Origin of the sequence: Vibrio sp. TMPB1044, assembly GCF_030442075.1 — a bacterium.
Classification (GTDB): Bacteria; Pseudomonadota; Gammaproteobacteria; order Enterobacterales; family Vibrionaceae; genus Vibrio; species Vibrio satsumensis.
The window spans coordinates 73511-95926 of sequence record NZ_JAUJED010000023.1 but is presented as its reverse complement, the minus strand read 5'-3'; the positions used below and the strand labels follow the sequence as shown (position 1 = coordinate 95926).

16 protein-coding genes and 1 pseudogene are annotated in these 22416 nt (G+C 42.0%); 13 read left to right on the top strand and 4 right to left on the bottom strand.

The genetic code is table 11. The features are described from left to right. Positions 1 to 97: 97 nt before the first annotated feature. The 4 genes from QQ041_RS16445 to galE all read left to right on the top strand — a co-directional run bounded on the left by QQ041_RS16445 (position 98) and on the right by galE (position 5759). On the top strand, positions 98 to 2161 hold the full coding sequence (locus tag QQ041_RS16445) for a TonB-dependent siderophore receptor (protein ID WP_285954493.1): 2064 nt from the start codon (positions 98 to 100) through the stop codon (positions 2159 to 2161). Then, positions 2151 to 2687 (top strand): YfiR family protein, encoded by a 537-nt coding sequence (locus tag QQ041_RS16440; RefSeq protein ID WP_285954492.1) that lies wholly within the window; start codon positions 2151 to 2153, stop codon positions 2685 to 2687. The genes QQ041_RS16445 and QQ041_RS16440 overlap by 11 nt, the downstream gene beginning before the upstream one ends. Further along, a complete protein-coding gene (locus tag QQ041_RS16435; protein ID WP_285954491.1) occupies positions 2687 to 4660 on the top strand; it encodes a diguanylate cyclase in 1974 nt (657 codons plus the stop codon). The genes QQ041_RS16440 and QQ041_RS16435 overlap by 1 nt, the downstream gene beginning before the upstream one ends. 85 nt (positions 4661 to 4745) lie before the next feature. After that, positions 4746 to 5759 carry a UDP-glucose 4-epimerase GalE gene (galE, locus tag QQ041_RS16430; RefSeq protein ID WP_285954490.1) on the top strand — a complete coding sequence of 338 codons (1014 nt, stop codon included), beginning with the start codon at positions 4746 to 4748 and terminating at the stop codon, positions 5757 to 5759. Positions 5760 to 6098: 339 nt separating this feature from the next. Here the strand turns inward: galE and QQ041_RS16425 are convergent, their stop codons facing one another. Further along, positions 6099 to 8246, bottom strand: a complete 2148-nt coding sequence (locus tag QQ041_RS16425) for a TonB-dependent hemoglobin/transferrin/lactoferrin family receptor (RefSeq protein WP_285954489.1) — start codon at positions 8244 to 8246, stop codon at positions 6099 to 6101. Between the two features lie 224 nt (positions 8247 to 8470). On the opposite strand from QQ041_RS16425, the gene QQ041_RS16420 reads away from it, so the two are divergent. After that, positions 8471 to 9358 (top strand): LysR family transcriptional regulator, encoded by an 888-nt coding sequence (locus QQ041_RS16420; RefSeq protein ID WP_146491583.1) that lies wholly within the window; start codon positions 8471 to 8473, stop codon positions 9356 to 9358. Here the strand turns inward: QQ041_RS16420 and QQ041_RS16415 are convergent. Further along, a complete protein-coding gene (locus tag QQ041_RS16415; RefSeq protein WP_285954488.1) occupies positions 9350 to 12031 on the bottom strand; it encodes a bifunctional acetate--CoA ligase family protein/GNAT family N-acetyltransferase in 2682 nt (893 codons plus the stop codon). The two genes, QQ041_RS16420 and QQ041_RS16415, sit on opposite strands and share 9 nt — an antisense overlap. 216 nt (positions 12032 to 12247) lie before the next feature. Here QQ041_RS16415 and QQ041_RS16410 point away from each other — a divergent pair, with 216 nt between their 5' ends. Continuing rightward, a complete protein-coding gene (locus QQ041_RS16410; protein WP_060981319.1) occupies positions 12248 to 12811 on the top strand; it encodes an SPOR domain-containing protein in 564 nt (187 codons plus the stop codon). A gap of 179 nt (positions 12812 to 12990) precedes the next feature. Continuing rightward, positions 12991 to 13986 carry a D-alanine--D-alanine ligase gene (locus tag QQ041_RS16405; protein WP_146491581.1) on the top strand — a complete coding sequence of 332 codons (996 nt, stop codon included), beginning with the start codon at positions 12991 to 12993 and terminating at the stop codon, positions 13984 to 13986. A 161-nt stretch (positions 13987 to 14147) separates the two neighbouring features. Here the strand turns inward: QQ041_RS16405 and QQ041_RS16400 are convergent, their stop codons facing one another. Next, on the bottom strand, positions 14148 to 15116 hold the full coding sequence (locus tag QQ041_RS16400; RefSeq protein ID WP_146491580.1) for a tyrosine-type recombinase/integrase: 969 nt from the start codon (positions 15114 to 15116) through the stop codon (positions 14148 to 14150). A 100-nt stretch (positions 15117 to 15216) separates the two neighbouring features. Here QQ041_RS16400 and QQ041_RS16395 point away from each other — a divergent pair, with 100 nt between their 5' ends. From QQ041_RS16395 to kwaB, 6 genes and pseudogenes are all read left to right on the top strand, one after another. Further along, a complete protein-coding gene (locus tag QQ041_RS16395) occupies positions 15217 to 15585 on the top strand; it encodes a DUF3319 domain-containing protein (protein WP_060981728.1) in 369 nt (122 codons plus the stop codon). Positions 15586 to 15588: 3 nt separating this feature from the next. Continuing rightward, the gene (yciH, locus tag QQ041_RS16390) at positions 15589 to 15900 is read left to right on the top strand and encodes a stress response translation initiation inhibitor YciH (protein WP_050649524.1); all 312 of its coding nucleotides are present in this window, start codon (positions 15589 to 15591) and stop codon (positions 15898 to 15900) included. Positions 15901 to 16201: 301 nt separating this feature from the next. Continuing rightward, on the top strand, positions 16202 to 17545 hold the full coding sequence (locus QQ041_RS16385) for an ISNCY family transposase (RefSeq protein ID WP_285954667.1): 1344 nt from the start codon (positions 16202 to 16204) through the stop codon (positions 17543 to 17545). Between the two features lie 564 nt (positions 17546 to 18109). After that, positions 18110 to 18394, top strand: a pseudogene (locus tag QQ041_RS16380) (DUF3653 domain-containing protein); the annotation flags it as partial. 253 nt (positions 18395 to 18647) lie between these two features. Further along, a complete protein-coding gene (gene kwaA / locus QQ041_RS16375) occupies positions 18648 to 19244 on the top strand; it encodes an anti-phage protein KwaA (RefSeq protein WP_123309787.1) in 597 nt (198 codons plus the stop codon). Continuing rightward, the gene (gene kwaB, locus QQ041_RS16370; protein ID WP_123309788.1) at positions 19237 to 20190 is read left to right on the top strand and encodes an anti-phage protein KwaB; all 954 of its coding nucleotides are present in this window, start codon (positions 19237 to 19239) and stop codon (positions 20188 to 20190) included. Before kwaA ends, kwaB begins: the two co-directional genes overlap by 8 nt. A 140-nt stretch (positions 20191 to 20330) precedes the next feature. Here the strand turns inward: kwaB and QQ041_RS16365 are convergent, their stop codons facing one another. Beyond that, the gene (locus tag QQ041_RS16365) at positions 20331 to 21914 is read right to left on the bottom strand and encodes a S1C family serine protease (RefSeq protein ID WP_285954487.1); all 1584 of its coding nucleotides are present in this window, start codon (positions 21912 to 21914) and stop codon (positions 20331 to 20333) included. Positions 21915 to 22416 lie beyond the last annotated feature (502 nt).

Here is a 22416-nt window from a genome sequence, read left to right as displayed (position 1 = left end):
TCAAAGTTTTGCGGTTATGAATTTATTAGTACAGCATTTCATATATAGTCTATTATCAATAAAAACATTAATATTTGTCTGTATATTAGGTGAGCGTATGATTTCCCGACCAGTTTGCTTAGGATTAGCATTGACCACTCCAGCTTGTGTAATGGCTCAGGAAAACTCTCTAGATCAACTCATGTCAATGAGCCTTGAAGAGCTATCTATGTTAGATGTTGAAATGGAAACAGCATCTAAGGTTACTCAAAAACTCACAGATATTCCCTCGTCTGTGTATGTACTTTCAAACGAGCGAATTCAGCGCAGCGGTGCAAAAAGTATCGCCGAAGTTTTAAAACTCGTACCGGGTTTAAAAGTTACTAAATTCAATGAAACATCTTGGTTTGTCTCTACAAGAGGATTTCATGACGGTCTCTATAACAAAATGTTGGTGATGATGGATGGGCGGAGCCTATTTAGCCCTGTCTATGGTGGAACTTATTGGTCCGACGTTGATTACGTACTCGCTGATATTGACCGAATCGAAGTACTAAAAGGGCCGGGTGGTACAATTTGGGGAGGCAATGCTGTCAACGGCGTCGTAAATATCATTACTAAGTCTGCTAATGATACACAGGGGACTTATCTCTCTGGTGTCGCTTCTAATACGGATAACTATGAGTTTAGCGTTCGTCAGGGCTTAAGCTTGAACGACAATGTGAACGCTCGTGCGTTTTATAAGTACCGAGAAGAACCAACGTATCGCACAAACGAATCTGAAAAATGGAAAGCGCAAACTGCTGGTATGGTGTTTCAACCGAGCAATACCAATGAAAGTTGGTCATTACGTATAGGCGGTGAAAAAAGCTTTTATGAGTCTGAGCTGTACACGTTCCAGTATGACAACTCAGGATCGTTTGTCGAATCAGAATCCAATGATTTCGATAACAAGAGTCAATCTTTTTACGTCCAATTTAACGACTCCCTTCATTTTGAAGAAAATTCGACACTCTCGTATTCGCTATGGGGAGAGTATAATGAGGACAATGCGCCAGACGCCCCGGGAAGCTATTCCACCATCGATTTTGACTCTACCTATATCAGCCAGTTATCGGTAAACCATCAAATGACACTCGGCGGTGGATTGCGATACATGTATCTCGACTTCTCTTCAAGCCAAGTTTCTGACGTCGATTGGTATAACCCAGATTACTACGGTCGAGCTTATAACATTAAATCAGCAAATGACTATATTGCGAATGCTTTTGTTCAATCTCAAATTCAATTGACCGAAGCACTATCTATTACGGTTGGCGCCAAGGTAGAACACTTTACACAGAGTGATTCGACGGAACTTTCACCTCAACTGCGCGGTTTATACAAGTTAAATCAACGTCACTCTGTCTGGGCGGGACTAAGTCGTGCGGTCGTTGCGCCTTCTTATATGGATTCAAACTCCACATACTACTTCAACAGTTACTATGCCGATTCAAATGACAGTTACCTCGATGTCTATAAATCGAACTCGAACCTAGAAACAGAGAGTGTCATTACAGCTGAGATGGGATATCGCTATTCTAACAATTCAAACTTCGAGCTCGATGCGACGATATATTTAAGTGAACATGACAACCTTCGCTTCCATAGTTATGACGCTAGCGATATCCCCGCAAATCATGTCTATGTCGGCGCGTTATCTGACGACTATAAAGCGAAAACTTATGGGTTAGAGTTGGGGGCGAGTTATCACCTAACTGAAGATCTAACCAGCTACCTAAGCTACGCTTACACAACGCTAGAAGGTGAAAATAAAGGTGATGACCCTAAATCTAGCCCTCAAACGAGTGTTTATTACGATATTGATAATGAACATTTGGCTACGGCACAGTTGATGTGGAATATCACCGATAGTTGGCAATTCGATGTGATAGGCCAGTACATTAATGTGAATTACCCAGACTATTGGGTAGCGGGTGATGGCACTCAATATGAATGGCAATCTTACCCGCATGAAATAACCTTTGATGCGCGTCTCGCATGGAAAAAATCGTCCGCAGCGCCTTTAATTGAAGTGGTTGTTGAAAACATAGGTAAGAGTGACGGCTATCAAGCTGAATTCACATCTCAGAAAAGCGTCAATCAAGAGTCGGTGTATGTGAGGGTCTCTCATGAATTCTAAATGGCTTAAGCACCGCATTAAGCTCTGCTTCACTAAATTAAGCCTTGCCGCTTTGACTATGCTTATTGTGCCTTGGAATACATCGGCGGCTAGCTTCAAACCGCATGAAGTTAAAGCGGTGTACCTGTTTAGAATTGCGAACTTTATTCGTTGGAATGACGAAAGCACAATGAATGTTGTTAACTTTTGCGTTATTGGCGATAAAAAAGTAAGCAAAGTACTAGCGTCAATTACAGAAGGGAAATCTATTCGTTCACTCGCTATCCGAGTTCAACAATCGGTGGCGCCTAAGTGTGATATCACCTATCTATCTGATCTGGATAATAACGAATTTAGTAGCAATGCACACTCCCCCCATACTGTCACGATCAGTGATATTCCTAACTTTACGGATATGGGAGGTATCATTGAGTTAACGCACATTGATAACAAGCTCAAACCTAAAATCAACTTAACAAACGCGAGACGTGGTGAATATATCATCGGTTCAAATTTGTTACGAATCGCTATAGTGGAGGGCCAGTAATGCTGTCTTTCATTAATAATATATCGATTAAAAACAAGTTGATCTTGCCGATTATTATCTTTATCGGGGTTACTTTCGTCACTATTCAATCAGTTAATTACACTGTCACTTTTGAGCGAGAGAAAGAGAGCCTGATCCAGCGAGTTAAGGTATTGGCGCAAGGGGTAGCATATAACCTACAAGCAGCAATCTTATTTGAAGATAAGTCGTCTGCTCAGGAGATTTTATCAGCGTTCATTGCAGATAGAGATATTGTGAGGGTAAAGCTCTATGACACTAATGAGCAGTTATTTGCTAACTATCAAGTGAGCAATACCTTGATCCCAAGGCCGACTGCTGATGAATTAATTGATATCGCGGATCATCAATTTGCCATCTCTGAACATTTCATCTTTTTGCTTGTTCCGGTGACTCTGGATGATGCTGTTATCGCGAACTTGAGAGTGACGATATCAAAACAGACGTTTAATTCGATCTTAACGAATATTTTCAAGGTTGCAGCCGTCTACCTGTTGTTTCTGGTGATATTAGGGGGAATATTGGTCAAATTGGTTCAACGCTTGATTATCGAGCCGATGTTTGACCTCAATGAGGCGATGCAAGCCTTTGTTGAGCGCCGATCAGAACAACCAAAATTAGTCGTAACCAACCGTGATGAGATAGGGGATCTGGTTCGCGCATTCAATACCATGCTGGAAAGGCTTCAACATCGCGATAACCAAATCAATTTTACGCTAGATAAATTACAAGAAGAAAAATCATTCGCAAATGAAGTGGTTGAAACCGTTCAGCACTCGTTGTTAGTCGTGGACGACAAAGGGCTCATCGTTCATGCGAATGTCGCCACTCGTGATATTTTTAAGTGCTCAGAAGCGTTTCTTGACAACTTGTTGATCCAAGAGCTGATCACAACGAAGCAAAAAGGATTTTTACAAGACGTCATCGACGCCAATATTGAGCTCAATGACGAACTACTTGAAACCACAGATCTATTTCAATCAAAGCGCTGGCTTCGTGTGAGTAGTCGTTCGCTGTCAAAACAGGGCCGTATACTTTATGCAATACAAGATGTAACTGAAATAGAGATAGCAATGAGCCGCCAACGTATTGCGGCAGGTGTTTTCGAGAACAGTAAAGACGGGCTTATAGTATTAAATTCGTCTAACGTAATTACTATGGTTAACCCAGCTGTGACTCAACTTCTCGGTTATCACGCCGATCTGCTGGTGGACAAAACACCATTTGAAGCATTTTCTTGGCAACAATTCTCTTCATTAATGCCGACTATTCGTAGCTCATTGGAAAATTATGGCCAGTGGCAAGGAGAAATCTGGGAGAAGAGTGCGTCTGGCACCTTGATTCCAATGTTTGTCAAAGTGAATAGAGTTTCATCAGACAATGAAAAAGATGAGTTTGATATGGTATTAACGCTGTCGGATTTATCTAACGTCAAAGAGATGGAGAGGCTCGAACACTTGGCTCATCACGATGCGTTAACAGGATTAGCCAATAGGGCTCAACTGTATAAGGTGATGGATGATGTCATAACCTCTAGTCATTATTCAAATCAGCTCTTTGCGGTGATCTATTTGGATCTTGATGGTTTTAAACACGTTAACGATAATTATGGACACGATGCGGGCGACGCAATTCTCAAACAAGTATCAAATAGGCTGTTATCTCAGGTACGGGCAGGTGATTTGGTTGCACGTTTGTCGGGAGATGAATTCGTTCTTATTATTAAACAGACAAACAAAGCCTTGTTGGTTAAGTTAGCTGAACGATTGTTAGAGCTTATTGGACAAGAAGTAAGTTATAAACAGAGCTCACTTCATGTTGGAGCAAGCTTGGGGATCCATTTAGTTGATGGCTCTGAGCGCGATATTGACGTGATTCTGAGAATTGCTGATGAGGCGATGTACCAAGCGAAACGCAAAGGAAAAGGGCAATTTGTGTTCTCTCATGATGGTTAATTGCCTCAGGCATTTGTGACCTCAACCTAAGTTGTTGTATCATAAGTGATAGGTTGAGTATTTTTAATTAAAAGGTCTGCTAAACATGAATGTTCTAGTTACAGGTGGCATGGGTTACATTGGTAGCCATACAAGTATCCAGATGATTAACGCAGGTATGACTCCTGTACTTTTTGATAGCTTGTACAACAGTAAACCAAGCGTTCTAGAGCGTATCGAAAAGGTATCTGGCGTTCGCCCTAGCTTCATTGAAGGCGACGTTCGTGATAAAGCGCTTTTAACTGAAACCATGAAGAAACATAACATCGAAGCGGTTATCCATTTTGCAGGCCTTAAAGCAGTCGGTGAGTCAGTGGCAAAGCCTCTTGAATACTACGACAATAACGTAAATGGCACGTTAGTTCTTGTTGATGCAATGCGTGACGCTGGTGTTAAAACTTTAGTATTCAGTTCTTCAGCAACGGTGTACGGCGATCCTGCGAGTGTGCCTATCACAGAAGATTTTCCAACTAGTGCGACGAACCCTTACGGTCGAAGTAAGCTAATGGTTGAAGAGTGTTTAACCGATTTCCAAAAAGCCAATCCGAATTGGAGCATTACACTGCTGCGTTACTTTAACCCTGTAGGTTCACATCCAAGTGGTGAGCTAGGTGAAGACCCGCAAGGTATCCCAAATAACTTAATGCCATTTGTCTCTCAAGTAGCAGTGGGCCGACGTGAATTCCTATCTGTCTTTGGTAGTGATTACCCAACAAAAGATGGGACCGGTGTTCGTGATTACATCCATGTAATGGATCTATCTGACGGCCACATTGCAGCGCTCGAGAAAGTAGGGCATAAAGACGGTCTTCATATCTACAACCTTGGTACAGGTAACGGTTCAAGTGTATTAGATATGGTTAAAGCATTTGAAAAAGCGAGCGGCAAAGATATCCCTTACCAACTTGTTGATCGTCGTCCGGGTGACATTGCGGAATGTTGGGCAGACCCAGCCAAAGCTCAAAAAGAACTCGGTTGGAATGCGACACGCACACTGACTGAAATGACCGAAGATACATGGCGCTGGCAGTCAACCAACCCTGATGGTTTTCCTGGCTAACCGAGTTGTTTCATGAATGGTTAATGTACAAAAAGATGCTTTAGAGCATCTTTTTTGATCTAAATCGAATAAAAACTGAATTAGCGGTTAAAAAGTATCATTCTGTATCGGTTGTTGTTATCATGCTTGCGAATTATATGTTTAATGTTAATTTTCTTTGGAGTTAATCATGGAACTAGGCCTAATCATCACTTTTATCATTGCTGCTGCAGTAATGGTTAAGAAAGAAATGGCAGAGAAGTAATTTCACTTACCCCTTTTTGATACAATTTTTAGTGAAATAATAAAAGCCAGCATTTAGCTGGCTTTTTAGTATCTGCAGTTCAGTTTTTTAACGAATTAGAATTCGTATTTAGCTGAAATACCATAGTTTCTTTCCGCTTGAGAGTTTTCTTTGTAAAGCTCATCATCTCCGCGAACATCATTCCAACGGTAGTATTCTTCGTTTGTTAGGTTGAACACACCACCACGAATCGTTAAGTCTTTGATAGGCTTGTAGTAAGCCGTTAAATCAACAACTGTTGCACTTGGAAGCTCTGCTTGACCAGCGTTACCGCCATTTTCATCATCAAAGTTGATGTCTGAACCAGATTTATCAGCCGTATAGTTTAATTTAAGGCTAGTACCCCAGTTTTGGTTTGGTGCATCATAGTTAAGACCTAATACAGCATTCCAAGGGTTCACACTGTTTAGTGCATTTCCGTTACCGTCTTCACCTTCAGTGTAAGACGCCACGAAATGAGTTGAGATGCCTTCAGGCGCTCCCACTAAAACATCCCAAAGTAACGTGTTAGAGAACTCAATGCCCTTAATCGTTGCAGATTCTAAGTTAACATTAGAGTAGTGTGTCGTACCACCAACTTTCTTCGTTACCACAGTTTCAATGAAATCATCGTAATCACTGTAGTAAGCGGCAATTTCAGATGAAGAAGCCTGAGTATTGTGACGGTACCCTAACTCGTATGAAATACTTGTTTCTGATTTCAAATCTGGGTTCGGATCGTTTACGTAACCATGACCAGGGTTGTCATATGTATAGTACAGTTCATCAAATGAAGGAGCTCTAAAGCCTTGGCTAATTTGCCCGAACACAGTACCTGTATCTGTGAGTTTGTAAGTCGTACCTAAACGCCCTGTTACTGCAGAATCTGAGAAATCAGTTAGTGATTCAGCTGTATTTTTTCCTGGATCTGTTGAGAAGTAATCAAAGCGTACTCCTGGGGTAACAATGAGCTTGTCATTCAATAAACTAATTTCGTCTTGTACAAATAGACCAAACTTTTGTTCTTTAGCATCAGGAGTGTATACATAAAGCTTGTCATCAGTCGCAGGATCAGAGTTGTACTCCATATTTGTATTGCTGATGTCACTATGTGTATAAGTAGCACCATAAACTAGGTAATGGTTATTAATCTCTTTATCAAGCTGTGTTTCTATCTCTAGCTTATCTTCGGTGTATTCATAGTCTTTTGTTTGAAGATTGTCATTGTTAGCAGGGACATAAGGGGGGAAACCAGGACCTGCAGGTTTAAAGCGCTTCGTCACACCATTCTCTTCTTTAGAAATGTACGACACTTTGCTGGTCACGGTATCGGCAATTGCGCCATCAGCGAACCAAATGTGTTTAATCGCAAATCGATTTTGCTCTGTATCATCTGCACCCGTGTAGCTATCGTAGCTTGAGTGATAAATGTCAGAGTCTGAAGTGTCTTTGATTAGCTCAGCTAGAAACTCAATACGATGGCTTTCATTCAATTGATATTGCAATTTTACCAATAGGTTATCGGCTGATGTGTCTTGATCTTCTACTGCGTAATTCTCTAAGTTATTAGAGTCGCGGAAGTTTTGAAGCTCTTCACCGTCACGACGAGTGTAGGCAACCAATGTTTCTAAATCACCGAATCGATTAGCTAATGCAACATGCTCACTAAAAGAATTATCTTCTGAAGAGTAAGACAGTTTCGCTTGGCCACCGAAGTCTTCGCCATCTTTCAAGAAATCAGAAGGGTCTTTAGTTTCAAAGGCAACAACACCACCAATTGCGTCACTTCCGTGTAAACTTGAAGCAGCACCTTTGATAATTTCGACACTTTTAAGCATGTCGGGATCAATTGAAATACCGCTAGAATTGATAAATGCGTATGGACCACCATCAAATGAACCTGGCTGAGAAGAGCCATCGACCAAAATCTTAACGCGTTTACCTTCCATGCCACGAATGTTGATAGTCTGTGCGCCTTGGCGAGAGCTTGAATTCATCGTTACACCCGGAGTGTATTCGAAGATTTCATTCACATCTTTCGCCATATTCTCTTCAATTTGCTTATCCGAAATGACAGTAACAGAAGCTGCTGTATTGATAAGTGTTTGATTAGTACGAGTCGAAGATACAACAACCTCATCAAATAGGGCATAATCGTCAGCAAAGGCTGATGTTGATGAAAGCGCTAAAACGATTGAAGCAGAGAGTAGGGATTGCTTATACATCTGATAGTTACCTTAGTTCCATAGTCTTATCTTGATTTGCGAAAGATAATATTGGATCTAAATGATAATTACTATTATTTGCATTTAAATAATTTTCAATCTTATCAGCTAATTCATAATTAATACTCTTAAACACCTGTATTAAAAAGACTTTTACAGTTCCATTCGTGGCATGAATGCTTCTGTTTTTGTGATTCAGATCTCATTTGTAAAGTAGGAAAGCTATGCATAGTCCAATAACACTTGAAGCATTACACATATTAGATGCCATTGATCGTCGTGGGAGTTTCGCAGCTGCAGCGAATGAACTGGACCGAGCACCTTCTTCATTGAGTTATCAAATCCAGAAGTTAGAACAAGACTTAGATATCATGATTTTTGATCGCTCAGGCCACCGTGCAAATTTCACGGAAGCGGGGCAGTTAATATTAGAGCAAGGTAGAATCATTCTTGGTGCCACTGAACAACTCGTTAACGATGCGAATATTCTTGCTAATGGCTGGGAGCTCGATTTAACCATTGCCTTTGATGGCATCATTCCTATTGCCAATTTCTTCCCGTTGGTCGACGAACTCGGGAAAATCAGCAAAACACGTGTTCGCTTACAAGAAGAGATCTTAGCCGGATGTTGGGAATCCCTGACAGATGGCCGAGCCGATTTGTTAGTATGTCCCAAGCTCGACACGATTCCAAACGATATGAAAAGTGACACCATTGGTAAGATGGAAATGGTATGGGTCGCGGCATCAAGCCACTACGTTCATAAGCGCTCTGGCGAGTTCGACCAAAAGGCGAGGGAAAGTTACAGGGTTATTGCAATTGCAGACACTGCACGCGATCAACCAGCGTTAAGTCGCAACATTCTAGAGAAACAACCTCGTTTAACCGTAACAAGCTTCCCTGCAAAAGTAGAAGCTCTAACGACGGGATTAGGGATTGGTACATTACCGAGTGTTATAGCGAAACCATTGATCGAATCTGGCGTTCTACAGCAGATTTCGGGAACAGAACCGCAACCTATCGATATTGTGATGGCTTGGCGACGCAACAAAATGGGCGACGCCAAGTCTTGGTGTATCCAACATCTTAAAAAAACATGGGCGTTAAAGTAACGGTAACACCATATCTGCAGTACCATCTTCAAAACTGATATCTAGCTCGAAGCCGAGCTTCTGGGCTAGTGTCAGCATGCCTCTATTGGTTGGCATTGTCATACCAGACATCTGTTTTGTCTGCTTCGCACGACAGTAATCGATAACCTTAGTCATAAGAATTCGACCTAAACCAACACCTTTAAGATCAGACCGAATCAATATCGCGAATTCAGCGTCCGTATTCTCTGGGTTAATCAGCGCACGGGACACACCAATAATCGCTGGAACGCCTTGTTCCTCACGTACCACTACAAACGCAATCTCTCTATCGAAATCAATCTGAGTAAAATTAGCTAATGCTTCATGATTAAACTCGCCCACATCACTAAAGAAACGCTTGTAGAGATCCTCTTTAGAGACACGATTAATGAAGTCGGCATGAAGTGGTTCATCTTCAGGAAGAATAGGGCGCAGCAACACTTCTGTCCCATCTTTTAACTGGATGCGTTCTTCAAGCTCTACAGGGTAAGGGCGAATCGCCAGTCTTTCTTGTGGATCACCTTCGTAGGCTTTCAATATAATATCGGCATCCAATATCGTAAATTTGTCTCCATTAGCGAGTACTGGGTGTATATCCAAATCGTGTATCTCTGGGCAATCCACCACCATTTGAGAGATACGGACCAACAGCTCAGACAAACCTTCTATATCAATGGGGTTAGGCAGTTTTTGCAGGCGAATCTTGCCACTTTTTATCGCCCTAATGATCAAGTAACGGGCCAGTGTCATGTTAAGCGGTGGGAAAGCAGCCGCGGCATCAATCGATTCGTCCCACTCAGAGCCACCTTGGCCAAGTAAAATGATAGGGCCAAAGGTTTCGTCCGTTGTAACCTTAACTCGCAGTTCTTGGCCGCCTGCAAGCTTGGCCATTCCTTGAATCAACAGCCCATGGATATGCGCGGTAGGGAACGACAATTGAGATCGATCGAGAATTGCCTGAGCGGCATTCGCGACTTCACTACTGTTTCGTAAATTCAGCATCACGCCTTGAACGTCCGACTTATGCGCAATGTCTGGAGAACGAAGTTTTACGGCAACCGGATAACCAATTGTTTCAGCTATATGTACCGCTTCACTTGGGTCGGAAGCGATCCATGTGGGTAGCACATCGAGGTTAAAACTCTTGAAAAACTGGCTATTTTGGTGAGTGTCAAGACTAACTGTATCTTTATCCAGCAGTTGGCGCTCTATCCAATTTTTTGCATCTGCCAAGTCTTCAATGTGCACTTTTTCTGCCGTGGTCGGCGTTTCCATTAACTGACGTTGGTTACGTCTGTACTCGACCAAGTGCATGAATGCGACCACTGAGCTTTCAGGCGTTCGATAGGTCGGGAAACCCGCTTCGGTAAACAGCTTTCTCGCTGGCCTAGCTGTTAACTCACCAGACCAATTAGTCAGGATGTTAAAGCGCTTGTGGCGAGGGTGCTTCTTAATCGCTTCAATAATTCGTTCAGCCGTTCTAGCGGAATGTGCAATTGCTGAAGGGCTATGCATGATAAGAATCGCATCCGCTTCATCGCCATCGAGTAAGATGTTTATGGTATCGATATAACGCTGATCACCAGCATCACCAACAATATCGATAGGATTGCTATGAGACCAACTCGATGGCAACACCTTGTTCAATTGGTCGAGTGTCTCTTCAGATAACTCTGCGAGTTTACCACCACGCTCAAATAGGGTGTCCACTGCCATAATTGCAGGGCCGCCCCCATTGGTAACAATAGCCAAACGCTCACCACGCAAGGGCACTGAATGAGTCAGTGTCTCTACCGCAGCAAACAATTCATGCAAATTCTTAACTCGCAACATACCGCTGCGTCGGATCGCAGAGTCATAGATAATGTCTAAAGTGTCAGCACCGCCAGTATGGGCCATGGCCGCCGCTCTGCCTTTCGCCGTGCGACCGCCTTTTAACACCAGAATGCGTCGGTTTCGCGATGCCGCACGCGCCGCAGAAATAAAGCGCCGAGCATCAGTAATGCTATCAACGTAAAGTAGTATCGCTTCAGTATGAGAATCGGTACTCAGGTAATCCAATAATTCCGAGAATTCGATATCACTGCCATTGCCTATCGAGATAAACGCTGAAAAGCCGATCTCTTTGTCATTAGCCCAATCTAAAATCGTGGTACACACAGCAGCAGATTGAGAAACAAAGGCGATTTTACCAGGTAATGCTGTTACTGGAGAGAATGATGCGTTCAAATTTAACCAAGGGACAATCACCCCCAAACTATTGGAGCCAAGCACTCGGATGTTGTTCTTTTTGGCTATCGCCAGGCATCTTGCGTCATACGTCTCACCATTATCACTTTGTTGTTGCATGTCGGATGAAAGCACAATGACAGAAGCGATGCCTTTCTCAGCCAGCTCTTCAAAAATGGCGACATTACGAGTCGCATTGGTACACAATATCGCAAGGTCAGGAACGATCGGCAGCGACAAAATGTTTTTGTAAGAGAGTACACCTGCCACCGAGTCATATTTTGGCGTAACCGGCATCACCGCACCTTTGAAATCCCCGTGCAACAAATTGTTCATGACGATATATCCTGCACGCATTTCTCGTTGAGAAGCACCAACAACAGCGATTGAGCGGGGTTTAAGTAGGGGATCAAGATGATTCATAGACATATCCTAGCAATGCACGTAAGTTCATCGTAACTTACTTTTCACTAACGGGTTGATGGCAAATTCACCGAATTAAGATGAATAAGCAGACACTGCATAAAGTTTGTGAAATAGGTCACCCACTAATGGTGTATAATCTCAAAGTTAACTTGATTCTAAACCGACGTATCGGCATGATTTATAGTAATTATTATTAAGGATATAGAGCTTTCCATGAAAAAATTTGCAATTGTGACTTTGCCACTGCTCTTGGCTGCATGTGTATCTGACGACTACGTTACCAATGTCACTTCAGATAGTTATCAAGAAGAGTACAAGACGGCCAAAGTTGAAGCTCCAGTTGTATCTCAATCTGAGCAAACAGGCGTTGTTGAAGAAAACGTTGTCAACGTGATCAGAACTGAACCTGTTGAACAGAAAGTCACTCAAACGACTAAAGCTAAGCCAGTTGCAGTAGTGACAGGACCAACGAAGAAACAACAAGACATGAACCAGCGTTTTGGTTACACAGTTCAAGTTGTTGCTGTTGGCAGCCAAAGTAAAGTCGATTCTTTCGTGAAAATGCTACCTACGACTTCTCAGCCAGTTTGGGAAAACTACAAAATGGTTAACGGCACTAAGTGGTTCACCGTACTTTATGGTGACTATGCAACGCGCTTAGAAGCTAAAAAGGCAATCTCAACGCTGCCGAGCACTTTCCAAAACTTGAAGCCGTTTGTTAAGAGCATTGATGACATCAAGAACTCTGAATACCCAACGCTTAACAAGTTGAACTAAGTTTTAATTCATAAAGAAGGGGCAAATGCTCCTTCTTTTGTTTTAAGATTCGCTGTTTTGTTTAATAGTTAATCGCTCGCTCTTTCGAACGCAATTTTAACAATCAAAACACTGTACCTATCTCGACTTTTGTTTATCATTGAAGTCAGTATTCCTAGTTTCAAGGACCGAATTTACCCATGAACACCACAAACATCCTTCTACTTTGCGGCGGTGGATCTTCAGAGCATGAAGTGTCTTTAGTTTCAGCTAATTACCTTTTTGAACAACTCAATAGCGTTGCAGATTTTAACGTTGTAAGAGTTGAAATTAAAAACGAGGGCTGGTGTCTTGATTCAGGTGAATTAGTTTATCTTGATATTAACGATCAAACCTTACGCGGTGACAATTTAGAATCTAAAGTCGATTTCATTGTGCCTTGTATTCACGGTTTCCCGGGGGAAACCGGTGACATTCAATCTCTGTTTGAAATGGCTAAAATTCCGTATCTAGGCTGTGGTTCAGAAGCAAGTAACAACAGCTTCAATAAAATCACTTCAAAGCTTTGGTACGACGCGCTTGGCATTCCAAACACGCCTTATCTATTCTTATCAGAAAACGATGAACAAGCTCACTCACAAGCGACTCAAGCCTTTGAAAATTGGGGTAAAGTGTTCGTGAAAGCTGCCCGTCAAGGCTCTTCCGTAGGTTGTTACCAAGTTAACCAAGTAGAAGATTTAAGCGAAGCGATCAACAAGGCGTTCACTTTTTCGGACCAAGTATTAGTTGAGAAATCAGTGGTGCCTAGAGAGCTAGAAGTTGCTGCTTATGAAATCGATGGCGAGCTACATATTAGCAAGCCGGGGGAAGTGATTGCACCTAATGGCGCATTTTACTCTTACGAAGAGAAGTACAGTGCAGACAGCCACTCCATTACCGAAGTTGAAGCAAGTAACTTAACAGACGAACAGCGTGAATTGATTGCAGACAGCGCACGCAAAGTCTTCACTCAGATGAAGCTTCGTCACTTGTCTCGTATTGATTTCTTCCTAACGCAAGACAACGAAATCTACCTGAACGAAGTAAATACGTTCCCAGGTATGACGCCAATCTCCATGTTCCCTAAAATGGTTGAGCATGCCGGTCACAAATTCAGCCAGTTCTTGGAGAACTGCGTGAGAACCAGTCTTTCTTAGGTCTTCTAACTCGTTTTCGTTCACTTAGAGCTAAACCCAACAAGTGCATTGAGCTTTCTGCCAAAGCACTTGTTGTTTTGAAAGCTGGCCGTTTTTAAAAATCGATCGTTTTAGCCGCTACTTATACCCAAGTAACAATATCCAAATAATCTACGAACCGTTTATTGCCAAGGGGTTAGCGCCTTAAACTTCATCTTCTCACTTTCAGCAGTACCCGAAAAGCCAACATATTGGGCTGGCATTGCGGGGCTAAGCCAGCGGCCAAAGTCCTGAATCTCTCTAACCTTAAGACCTTGTTTCGACAACTCTTGTGCAGCACCAACACGAATCGAATTTCCAGAGAAATAGTGGTTTTCCGGCAGTTGAAGTAAGTCGCTAGCTCGTCTCAATATCCGGTAAATGGACGAATCATCTAAAGGCTGCAAACCAATATTCTCATGCTTGTCTATCGCACGAAATACTGGCAACTCATCTTGTGTACCAGTAAACGAAAGCCAACGTTGAAGTGCAACACTGGCTATTTGTGACAACTGATAAGCCGAACCTTTGACCGTGACTTGGTAATGATCTTCAACGTACTCAACATCAGTCATTGATAACGCCTTAAGTTCTGAGCGTTTTAAAGCACACTCGAACATCACGTTATAAATAGCTATATCCCTGATCTCTTTCAAGTTTGCTTTGTCGTCGGAGAGTAACACATTTAAATCAGTGAGATGCTTAGATGTCATAGCATTGGTTTGCTTCGCGTCACCGGCCATTTGCGACTGTAAGTGGAGCAGGGTAAAGCGAACTTGCCTGTGCTTGATTGGATTAGCAAAGTTCAACACAGTATGAAGCATACTAAGCGTTGCGGTGTAACGTTTTAGAGATGCGTATTTTCTATCGTTAGACTCCGTCTCGAGAAAACGACGAACAGCGGTTATAGATGCGGGAAGTGTGTTAATACGATGTTTGGTACAGAACGCATGATAGCGATTCCAATCACTGTAGATACCTAACAGTGAATTACGAGAGTATTGAAATCCTGTCAACTCATCTATAATTTCAATTGTCGCGCACCTGTTCAATTTTTCAACAAATGAATTAATTCTCACAGAGTCGGTTAGAATAGGGACATTTTTTCTCAAATTACCGTACCTCGACAGGTGTTTTTACCATATTATGCTTGATATCATTATAAGTATACTTATGATTAATGTAGTGAAAACAAAAAGATGATTAATGGATATGGCTAATTCAATTTACCGAAGCGTCCATCTGCAATCGACGGATGCCACTAACACGGTTTGGCGTGCTAAGTTAAAGAACAATGTTATTCAGGGCAACCTAGCTGCCGTGAAAAAGAGTATTGATTGGTGGATTGACACCGCATCTATTATTGACCCGAAAGAGTTCACGACGTTAAATAAGTCGAGAGGAACTGGTGGCCAAACTGAAAACTTCAACGGCTATCAGATAAAGAATGACACAGGTGAGCCTAACGCGTGGTATTGCATGTTTAACGGACGTCTTATCAAAGGCGGCAAGGTTGCAATTCAGCGTCATATAGAAGCTTACTTACTCGCAAAACAAAAAGCAGAGCAACAAAAGAAATAAGTTATGAGTTTAGTATATTCAACAGAAACAGGTCGCATTAAGCCTGAAGAAGAGAAAGTCCAGCGTCCTAAAGGCGATGGTATCGTTCGAATTCAAAAAGAAACCAAAGGCCGTAAAGGCAAAGGCGTTTCTGTCGTAACTGGCTTAGACCTAGATGACGCACCATTAAAACTAATGGCAGCAGAACTTAAGAAAGTCTGTGGCTGTGGTGGATCCGTAAAAGATGGCAACATCGAGATTCAAGGTGACGCTCGTGACAAGATCAAAGCGCACCTTGAAAAGAAAGGCTACAAAGTTAAATTCTCTGGCGGTTAATCTCTAACTAATACCAGGGTTAAAATCGAAGATTATTATCACTGGATATTAGGTATTTTATGGTAAATAACCATTATGGTTAAATACACAGTATAACTCAGAGAATATCGACACTAAATAAAGGCAGGGCATCACACAAGAGTCCTGCCTTATAAACACCAAATTCAATTTAACATAACGTACATAATACGTAGTTGGCTTGTTAGAGCAATTTAGTAATGTCCGGTTTGAGCCATTTTAAAATGTCCTCCTAAGCTTACCTATATTGGTCTGCTTAGGAGTTATCCGGATGCTTATTACTATGAGTGAAAAAGATATTCATCGATTCAAGGTGCTTACTGACGTACGTGAAAAACGACTACGCCAAGTTGACGCTGCTATCATTTTGAATCTGTCTGCCCGTCATATCCGACGTTTGGTAAACAAACTTGTCTCTCTTGGCGCTCAAAGTCTTACACACGCAGCGCGTGGACGCCCAAGTAATCGACGCTACTCAGAACATTTCAGAATTGAAATACTGAAACTTATCCGTGAGCATTACTCTGACTTCTCACCAACGTTCGCTCTGGAAAAACTGACTGAACGACACAATCTATCCGTCTCTAAAGAAACACTCCGTCAATGGATGATCGCCGACGGACTGTGGCTTCCACATTCACAACGCAAACCTCGGGTCTATCAGCCTCGTTACCGTCGTGATTGCTTGGGTGAACTTATCCAAATTGACGGCTCCCATCATGACTGGTTTGAAGGCCGCAGCGACAAATGCTGCCTATTGGTGTTCATTGACGATGCGACTGGCCGCTTGATGAACCTAAGATTCAGCGAGACGGAATCCGCGTTTGACTACATGTTGGCGACGCGTGAATACCTCGACGCGCACGGTAAACCCATTGCATTTTACAGCGACAAACACTCCATATTTCGAGTGAATCAGGAGAAACACAAACAAGTTGGCCAAACCCAATACGGGCGCGTGTTGAAAGAGCTGGCGATAGAACTCATTTGTGCCAACAGCTCCCAAGCCAAAGGCCGTGTTGAGCGAGCCAATCTCACGTTGCAAGACCGGCTGGTTAAAGAGATGCGCTTACAAGGCATCAACACCATCGAGCAAGCCAACGCCTGGCTTCCCTACTTCATCGCCGATTTTAACCACCGCTTTGCTAAGCCCGCTCAATACCCGAAAAACATGCATCGTCCGGTTCGAGAGTCCAAGCAAGAACTCAACGATATTTTCAGTTGGCAAGAAACCCGCAAGCTCTCAAAGTCGCTGACATTTCAATACGATAAAGTGGTTTATCTCATTGAACCTACTGAAGAAAACAGCCGACTAGCGCACGAACATGTCAAGATACTCGACTACCCAAACGGTGAAATTGCCATCCAATACGGGCATCGAAAACTCGAATTCAAAACCTTCGACAAACTCGAGCACGTTCAACAAGCCCAAATCGTCGACAATAAACGCCTCGGCCAAGTTTTAAAATTTGCTCAGCAACAACAAGAATTCGAACAACAACAGCAACGAACCCGCAGTAAGAAAGCCCCCAAGCGCCGTGCACAACAAAGAGCCCTTCAAACAGCACCTCGAGCCATCAACCCTGTCCTCACCGAACCATTCAAAGCTTCCAGTCGAAAGACCTAACAAGGGGACATTTCTATTTGGGACAAATGAGGACATTTTAAAATGGGATTGACATAGGCTGTAAGCCCCAGATAGTAATGTCACTATTTTCCCAAGTTATTCTTGTCATCGTTTCTCCTTAAAACCTTTATTACAACGCGTATTGAGTTCACCAGCATTCTTTAAACTCTCTTTTAACCCAATCATTATACGTGCGGCCAACATCTACATGATTCGTTTACACAAAGCCGATCAACGAGAACATTTGTTCCGTCTGTCTGACTTACATCTTCTTGTACTCATGATTCACCGCGCTGTGTGTAAACCTTGTGGACATTGTCTGTCGTTTCTTTTTCAGATTTCACACACGCCATCGTGTTTCTTGTTGGCTACACACGTTGAATTCTGTTTTGAGTTATCCACTAAGCCAGTTAAGTTTTCTCACACTAGCTCGTCTGTAAGTTTTCATGCTGAGTTTTTTAAAAGTTTGTGCTTGTTGGTTAGATTATTGAATTACTCTGTGTGTTCCTCAGATCTACGTAATGTCACGAACAGACTTGTTCACATGGGTTAAGTCACTTTACTGAACTCACAAACATCCACGCTCGCGGGCACTTGCCGTTAGATCATCGCTGGAATGAATTTAGGGTTCACTTTGACCGTGCCACCTTGATCACGCCTGAACGACGCGAGTTTAATCCGAAAGAATTGCTCAGTTTTGCGTATTGGCGCGACGAACATCGCCAGCTCGTCGAACGCCACGGTCGAATTGATTCCCCAAAGTTTTACCCACCTAAAGAGCATCCTTTGCCATTTCGTGGCGGCCGCCGCATGCCAGCGAAGCCTTGGGTGCCTGCCAAATTCAAGTAAGACCAAGTACAACACCCACATTAAATATGTGTTACTCGCTCTCCACAACCCAAAGTCATGATCATATCTCCTCATATATTATGCTATTGCTACCAACAAATTTAGTTCACGCTATAATACAAGCCTTCAGTTTACTATTTTCAGCATTATATCCTTACAAAACGTAGTGTTTAACACTTCCAAATATGAATTCTCATGCTATGATTCGCCTTGCTTAAGAAGGCAAAGGTTTAGCTAACATAGGAAATTATTTATGAAGCTTAAAGACGAAATTAAGCTTTACATTCTCTCTTTAGCCGTTTTGTTTTTTATCGTATTGCTCATAACATTCAGAGCTGACGTATCACCTGATAACTATGTCGAAATAATGAGTTATTGGGACTGGACGGTTTTATGGCTCACCTCTAATTGGCTCCCTACTCTGATGATCATTTCGATGCTGTATTGCGAGGTGATTCGTAGAGAATTTGAGCATAAGTTAGACGGCGGAGCTGGTGATAGTTTGTATATTACAGATTGCAAAAGCGAAAACTATGAACAACTTACCTTTTTAGCAACTTACATTATTCCGTTTTTTGGTTTCAGCTTTACTGAACCTGGACGGTTGCTAGCCTATGGTGTTTTGTTATTCGTCATCGGAATGATATTTGTTAAAACAGATAAATATTATGCGAACCCAACCCTTGCACTTTTTGGCTATAAGCTATATCGCGTAACTATGGCAGATGCTCAACAACGTTATGAGTCTGTAATAGTTATCACGAAAAGCGACTTAAATAACAACCAGAGCGTTAACTATAAGTTATTGTCTCATAACGTCTTTTTTGTAAGGAAAGTAAGACTTGAATAACGCTGAAATTAAAGCGAACCTTGGATTGTTTGCAACAAACTGTACTGGTATTGAAATCTTTATTGTAGATCAAGAAGATAACCTTACCCGTTCAGACATTCAAAATAACGCTTTGGATGGGGCTAGAAATGCGTTTACAGATGCTTTGAAAAAAAAGTATATCGAAAATGAAAGCTTTACTATCCCGTATCTTTCTAATCATGACGATCGAAAACACGCGCTATATCAGTTTGATTTCGATGAAAGTCCCCAAGCTTTCGACTTAGTAAACACTGCGATGGTTGCGACTGCTGAAACTGAAATGCCAATTTATGAAGCTCGTGATAACAAATTAGAAAACATTAAAGCTCTAATTATTGTCCTTAAAAACCGAGATGGGCATAAAGCAGGCTTTTATCAACACGTCTATGGAGTTACTCTCTTAAAGTCTGGGAAAGGTATTTTAAATCTCATGGCTCACGAGACAAGAGTTGTTAAGTTGCAACAAGATATTCTAAAAGTATCACCTAATTTTATATTTTTAAAAATGGGCGATGTATATTTAGTAGAAAGTGTTAATGGTTTAGAGAATCAGCTTAACTTCAAAGATGTGATTCAACGCAAAGCTGAAGTATTAACAGAAACGCTAGTTGGAATGAACTTTTCTGACGACTTCAATATCTTCATTGAGAAAGTACAAGAAGACATTTCGTTCGCTCGAAAGGTTGTAAAAGTCTGTACTCATTCAGCTGTTCTAGAACAAGAAATTACCACTGCAGCGCTAATTGAATTCGTAAAACAGGAAGAGCATTATGCTAATGTTCTGAAGTTTAATGAAGACGAAACACAATTTGATTTAAATAGTATCAATCGTTGTAGAAAATTTTTAGAACTATTAGACGACGACTTGCTTCGCTCGCCACTTACAAATAAATCATATATCGCTAGGTCAAAAGACCGAGTCTAACCTCACAAAGAAGCCGAATTCTGTAGAGTATTCGGCTTCTTGCATTCAAAGGATAGGAAGTCGACAAAAGAACGGTAAGAGGGCCAATCTCAAGACAAAAAAGCCCACACTGTGTGGGCTTTTGGATATCGTCCTCGTAACTATTGAGCAACTATCAAAACAACGCTCTTTGAGATCTTATCTATCAAAACTGGCTTGCTCAATACCTTAGAGCTTTGGATTTGCTTATAGTTAACATCATTACCAATCAGCATTGGTAGAGCATATGGCACCTTAACTGCGTAATTAACGTTCTGTGCTAAAGTACCGGTTGTCTGTAGAGCCACATCCTGATTCAAACTTGCCGATGCGATACCAACCACCACGCCTCGATTATCCACCATTGGGCTGCCTGAGTTACCAGGTTGAATAGGTGAGCTTATCTGGAAGTACCTAGTATCCCCCTTAACGCCCGAACTTGCATTAATGTAACCAAAAGTCGCTTTCTGATCGTTCCCCTGAATACCAACATTTGGGTAACCTAGTACAGCAATCTCTGTCCCCTTCTTGGTCTTAACCTTAAGTTCAAGAGGCAGCGGTGTAACAGATTTGTTCACTTTCAACAGTGCAATATCGTTGCTCACATCCTGATCCACTAACGTAGCTGGAACTGTTTTTCCATCCATAACGACAGAAATATTGTGCGCGCCAGACACGACATGGCTGTTTGTGAGGAGGTAGCCGTCAGAAGAAATAAAGAAACCGGTACCTGTCGACACACTTGAAACAGTCGAAGACTCACTTTCAGAAGAATCAGGCTCATCTCGCACTTCGGATTCGACGACACGATGCGATGAATCGTACTTCTCTTTCATTGCCAAAGCCATTCTTCCTGCGGCATCAACAGCACTTGCATTTCTAGATGCATTGTAAGAAACCTTGCTGACCTGAGAAGCAAAAGAGGTCGGTAAGACCACAGCTTCAATTAACGCGCCATATTCATAATACTGATGCCAATCCCCTGCTGAGGTACGATAAATTGAAAAAGACTCAGCCTTTTCATCAGCCATGTTAGCGTAACCCAAACCGGACCACATTAGTGATTTTGAGGAGTTGTAAAGCTCACGAGTACCGAAAAAGAGTGAATTACCAAAAATTCCAGAGTACTTCCCACTCGAACCGTCGTTGTAATTCTTTAGATGTACCCCACTACTAACACCACGCTTTTGGTCAACCTCAAGGTAGTTATATATAAATTCCAACTCGCCATCAACGTTGGTTGTAGAGTGAACCTCATATCGCTTAACCATCTTTCCGTTCTCGCGAATATACGATCCATAACGAACCACATTCTGACCTTCCGCTCCCGCGTAGAAATATTGGTCCGTAATCCCTTGATTGTGGTAAGCAATCTCATACCAATTGAAAGACCCAGCATCGACTGTCATCTTTCCGATGCCATGCGTCTTACCGTTTTTACAGCCGCCATCCCAAGCTAAGTTTTCAGAAGTAAGATCAGCAACAGAAGTAAGACCAGGAAATTGATAACCTTCAATATGAATCTCACAAGCTTCGTTTTTATTGCCAACCTGAACCCAGTAATCGTGATATTGGCCAACACCAAGTGTGGAAACCATAGACTCATAATTCGGGAGTTCAGCCTCAGTTACAGTACGCGCGGTAGGCGTACTATTACACCCATAAAGAGAAGCAACCGCCAAAGGAACAATAAAAATCTTTTTCATAAGTACCAGCAAAAAATCTAAGAAATAATTTAAAAGTAAAAAGGTATTACCATACAGGTAGGAGTCGCCCAGACTGATGTAGCAAATATGCGAACTAATACCGCCGAAAAAAAGCACTCACAACGAGTACCTATACAGTATATGATACTACCGTTCTTGTACTATACCAAAAATTATCGATGGCTTAATTTTGCATTTTATAATTGCTGACACTATTGATATTACGGCTACAAGCCCAGGAACACAGCTACTTGAGCCAATCATTCAGGTTGAACTGTGCTAGCCTTGATTAGTTTAAATTATCAACGTTTCTTGTAACGTTTTCATGCAGTATTCGACCTAATTACTCTCCAGTTTCTACGTGTATACCCTTCTGCACTTATACCTTTTTAGCCATTGGGATCCTCCAATTTTCGTATCCGTTGCTCTTGGTCTTGTTGTACTCGTTTTATCCAGTTGATGTCTGTTTTCAAAGCAGTAATCGTGCCAAGGCTTGAGACTC

What these genes read in the sequence shown, in the direction of transcription:
- kwaA (WP_123309787.1), top strand. Translation starts at nt 18,648, where the DNA reads ATGAAGCTTAAAGACGAAATTAAGCTTTACATTCTCTCTTTAGCCGTT.
- QQ041_RS16410 (WP_060981319.1), top strand. Translation starts at nt 12,248, where the DNA reads ATGAAAAAATTTGCAATTGTGACTTTGCCACTGCTCTTGGCTGCATGT.
- QQ041_RS16395 (WP_060981728.1), top strand. Translation starts at nt 15,217, where the DNA reads ATGGCTAATTCAATTTACCGAAGCGTCCATCTGCAATCGACGGATGCC.
- QQ041_RS16440 (WP_285954492.1), top strand. Translation starts at nt 2,151, where the DNA reads ATGAATTCTAAATGGCTTAAGCACCGCATTAAGCTCTGCTTCACTAAA.
- QQ041_RS16415 (WP_285954488.1), bottom strand. Translation starts at nt 12,031, where the DNA reads ATGAATCATCTTGATCCCCTACTTAAACCCCGCTCAATCGCTGTTGTT.
- QQ041_RS16385 (WP_285954667.1), top strand. Translation starts at nt 16,202, where the DNA reads ATGAGTGAAAAAGATATTCATCGATTCAAGGTGCTTACTGACGTACGT.
- QQ041_RS16365 (WP_285954487.1), bottom strand. Translation starts at nt 21,914, where the DNA reads ATGAAAAAGATTTTTATTGTTCCTTTGGCGGTTGCTTCTCTTTATGGG.
- QQ041_RS16420 (WP_146491583.1), top strand. Translation starts at nt 8,471, where the DNA reads ATGCATAGTCCAATAACACTTGAAGCATTACACATATTAGATGCCATT.
- QQ041_RS16405 (WP_146491581.1), top strand. Translation starts at nt 12,991, where the DNA reads ATGAACACCACAAACATCCTTCTACTTTGCGGCGGTGGATCTTCAGAG.
- galE (WP_285954490.1), top strand. Translation starts at nt 4,746, where the DNA reads ATGAATGTTCTAGTTACAGGTGGCATGGGTTACATTGGTAGCCATACA.
- QQ041_RS16435 (WP_285954491.1), top strand. Translation starts at nt 2,687, where the DNA reads ATGCTGTCTTTCATTAATAATATATCGATTAAAAACAAGTTGATCTTG.
- QQ041_RS16425 (WP_285954489.1), bottom strand. Translation starts at nt 8,246, where the DNA reads ATGTATAAGCAATCCCTACTCTCTGCTTCAATCGTTTTAGCGCTTTCA.
- QQ041_RS16445 (WP_285954493.1), top strand. Translation starts at nt 98, where the DNA reads ATGATTTCCCGACCAGTTTGCTTAGGATTAGCATTGACCACTCCAGCT.
- yciH (WP_050649524.1), top strand. Translation starts at nt 15,589, where the DNA reads ATGAGTTTAGTATATTCAACAGAAACAGGTCGCATTAAGCCTGAAGAA.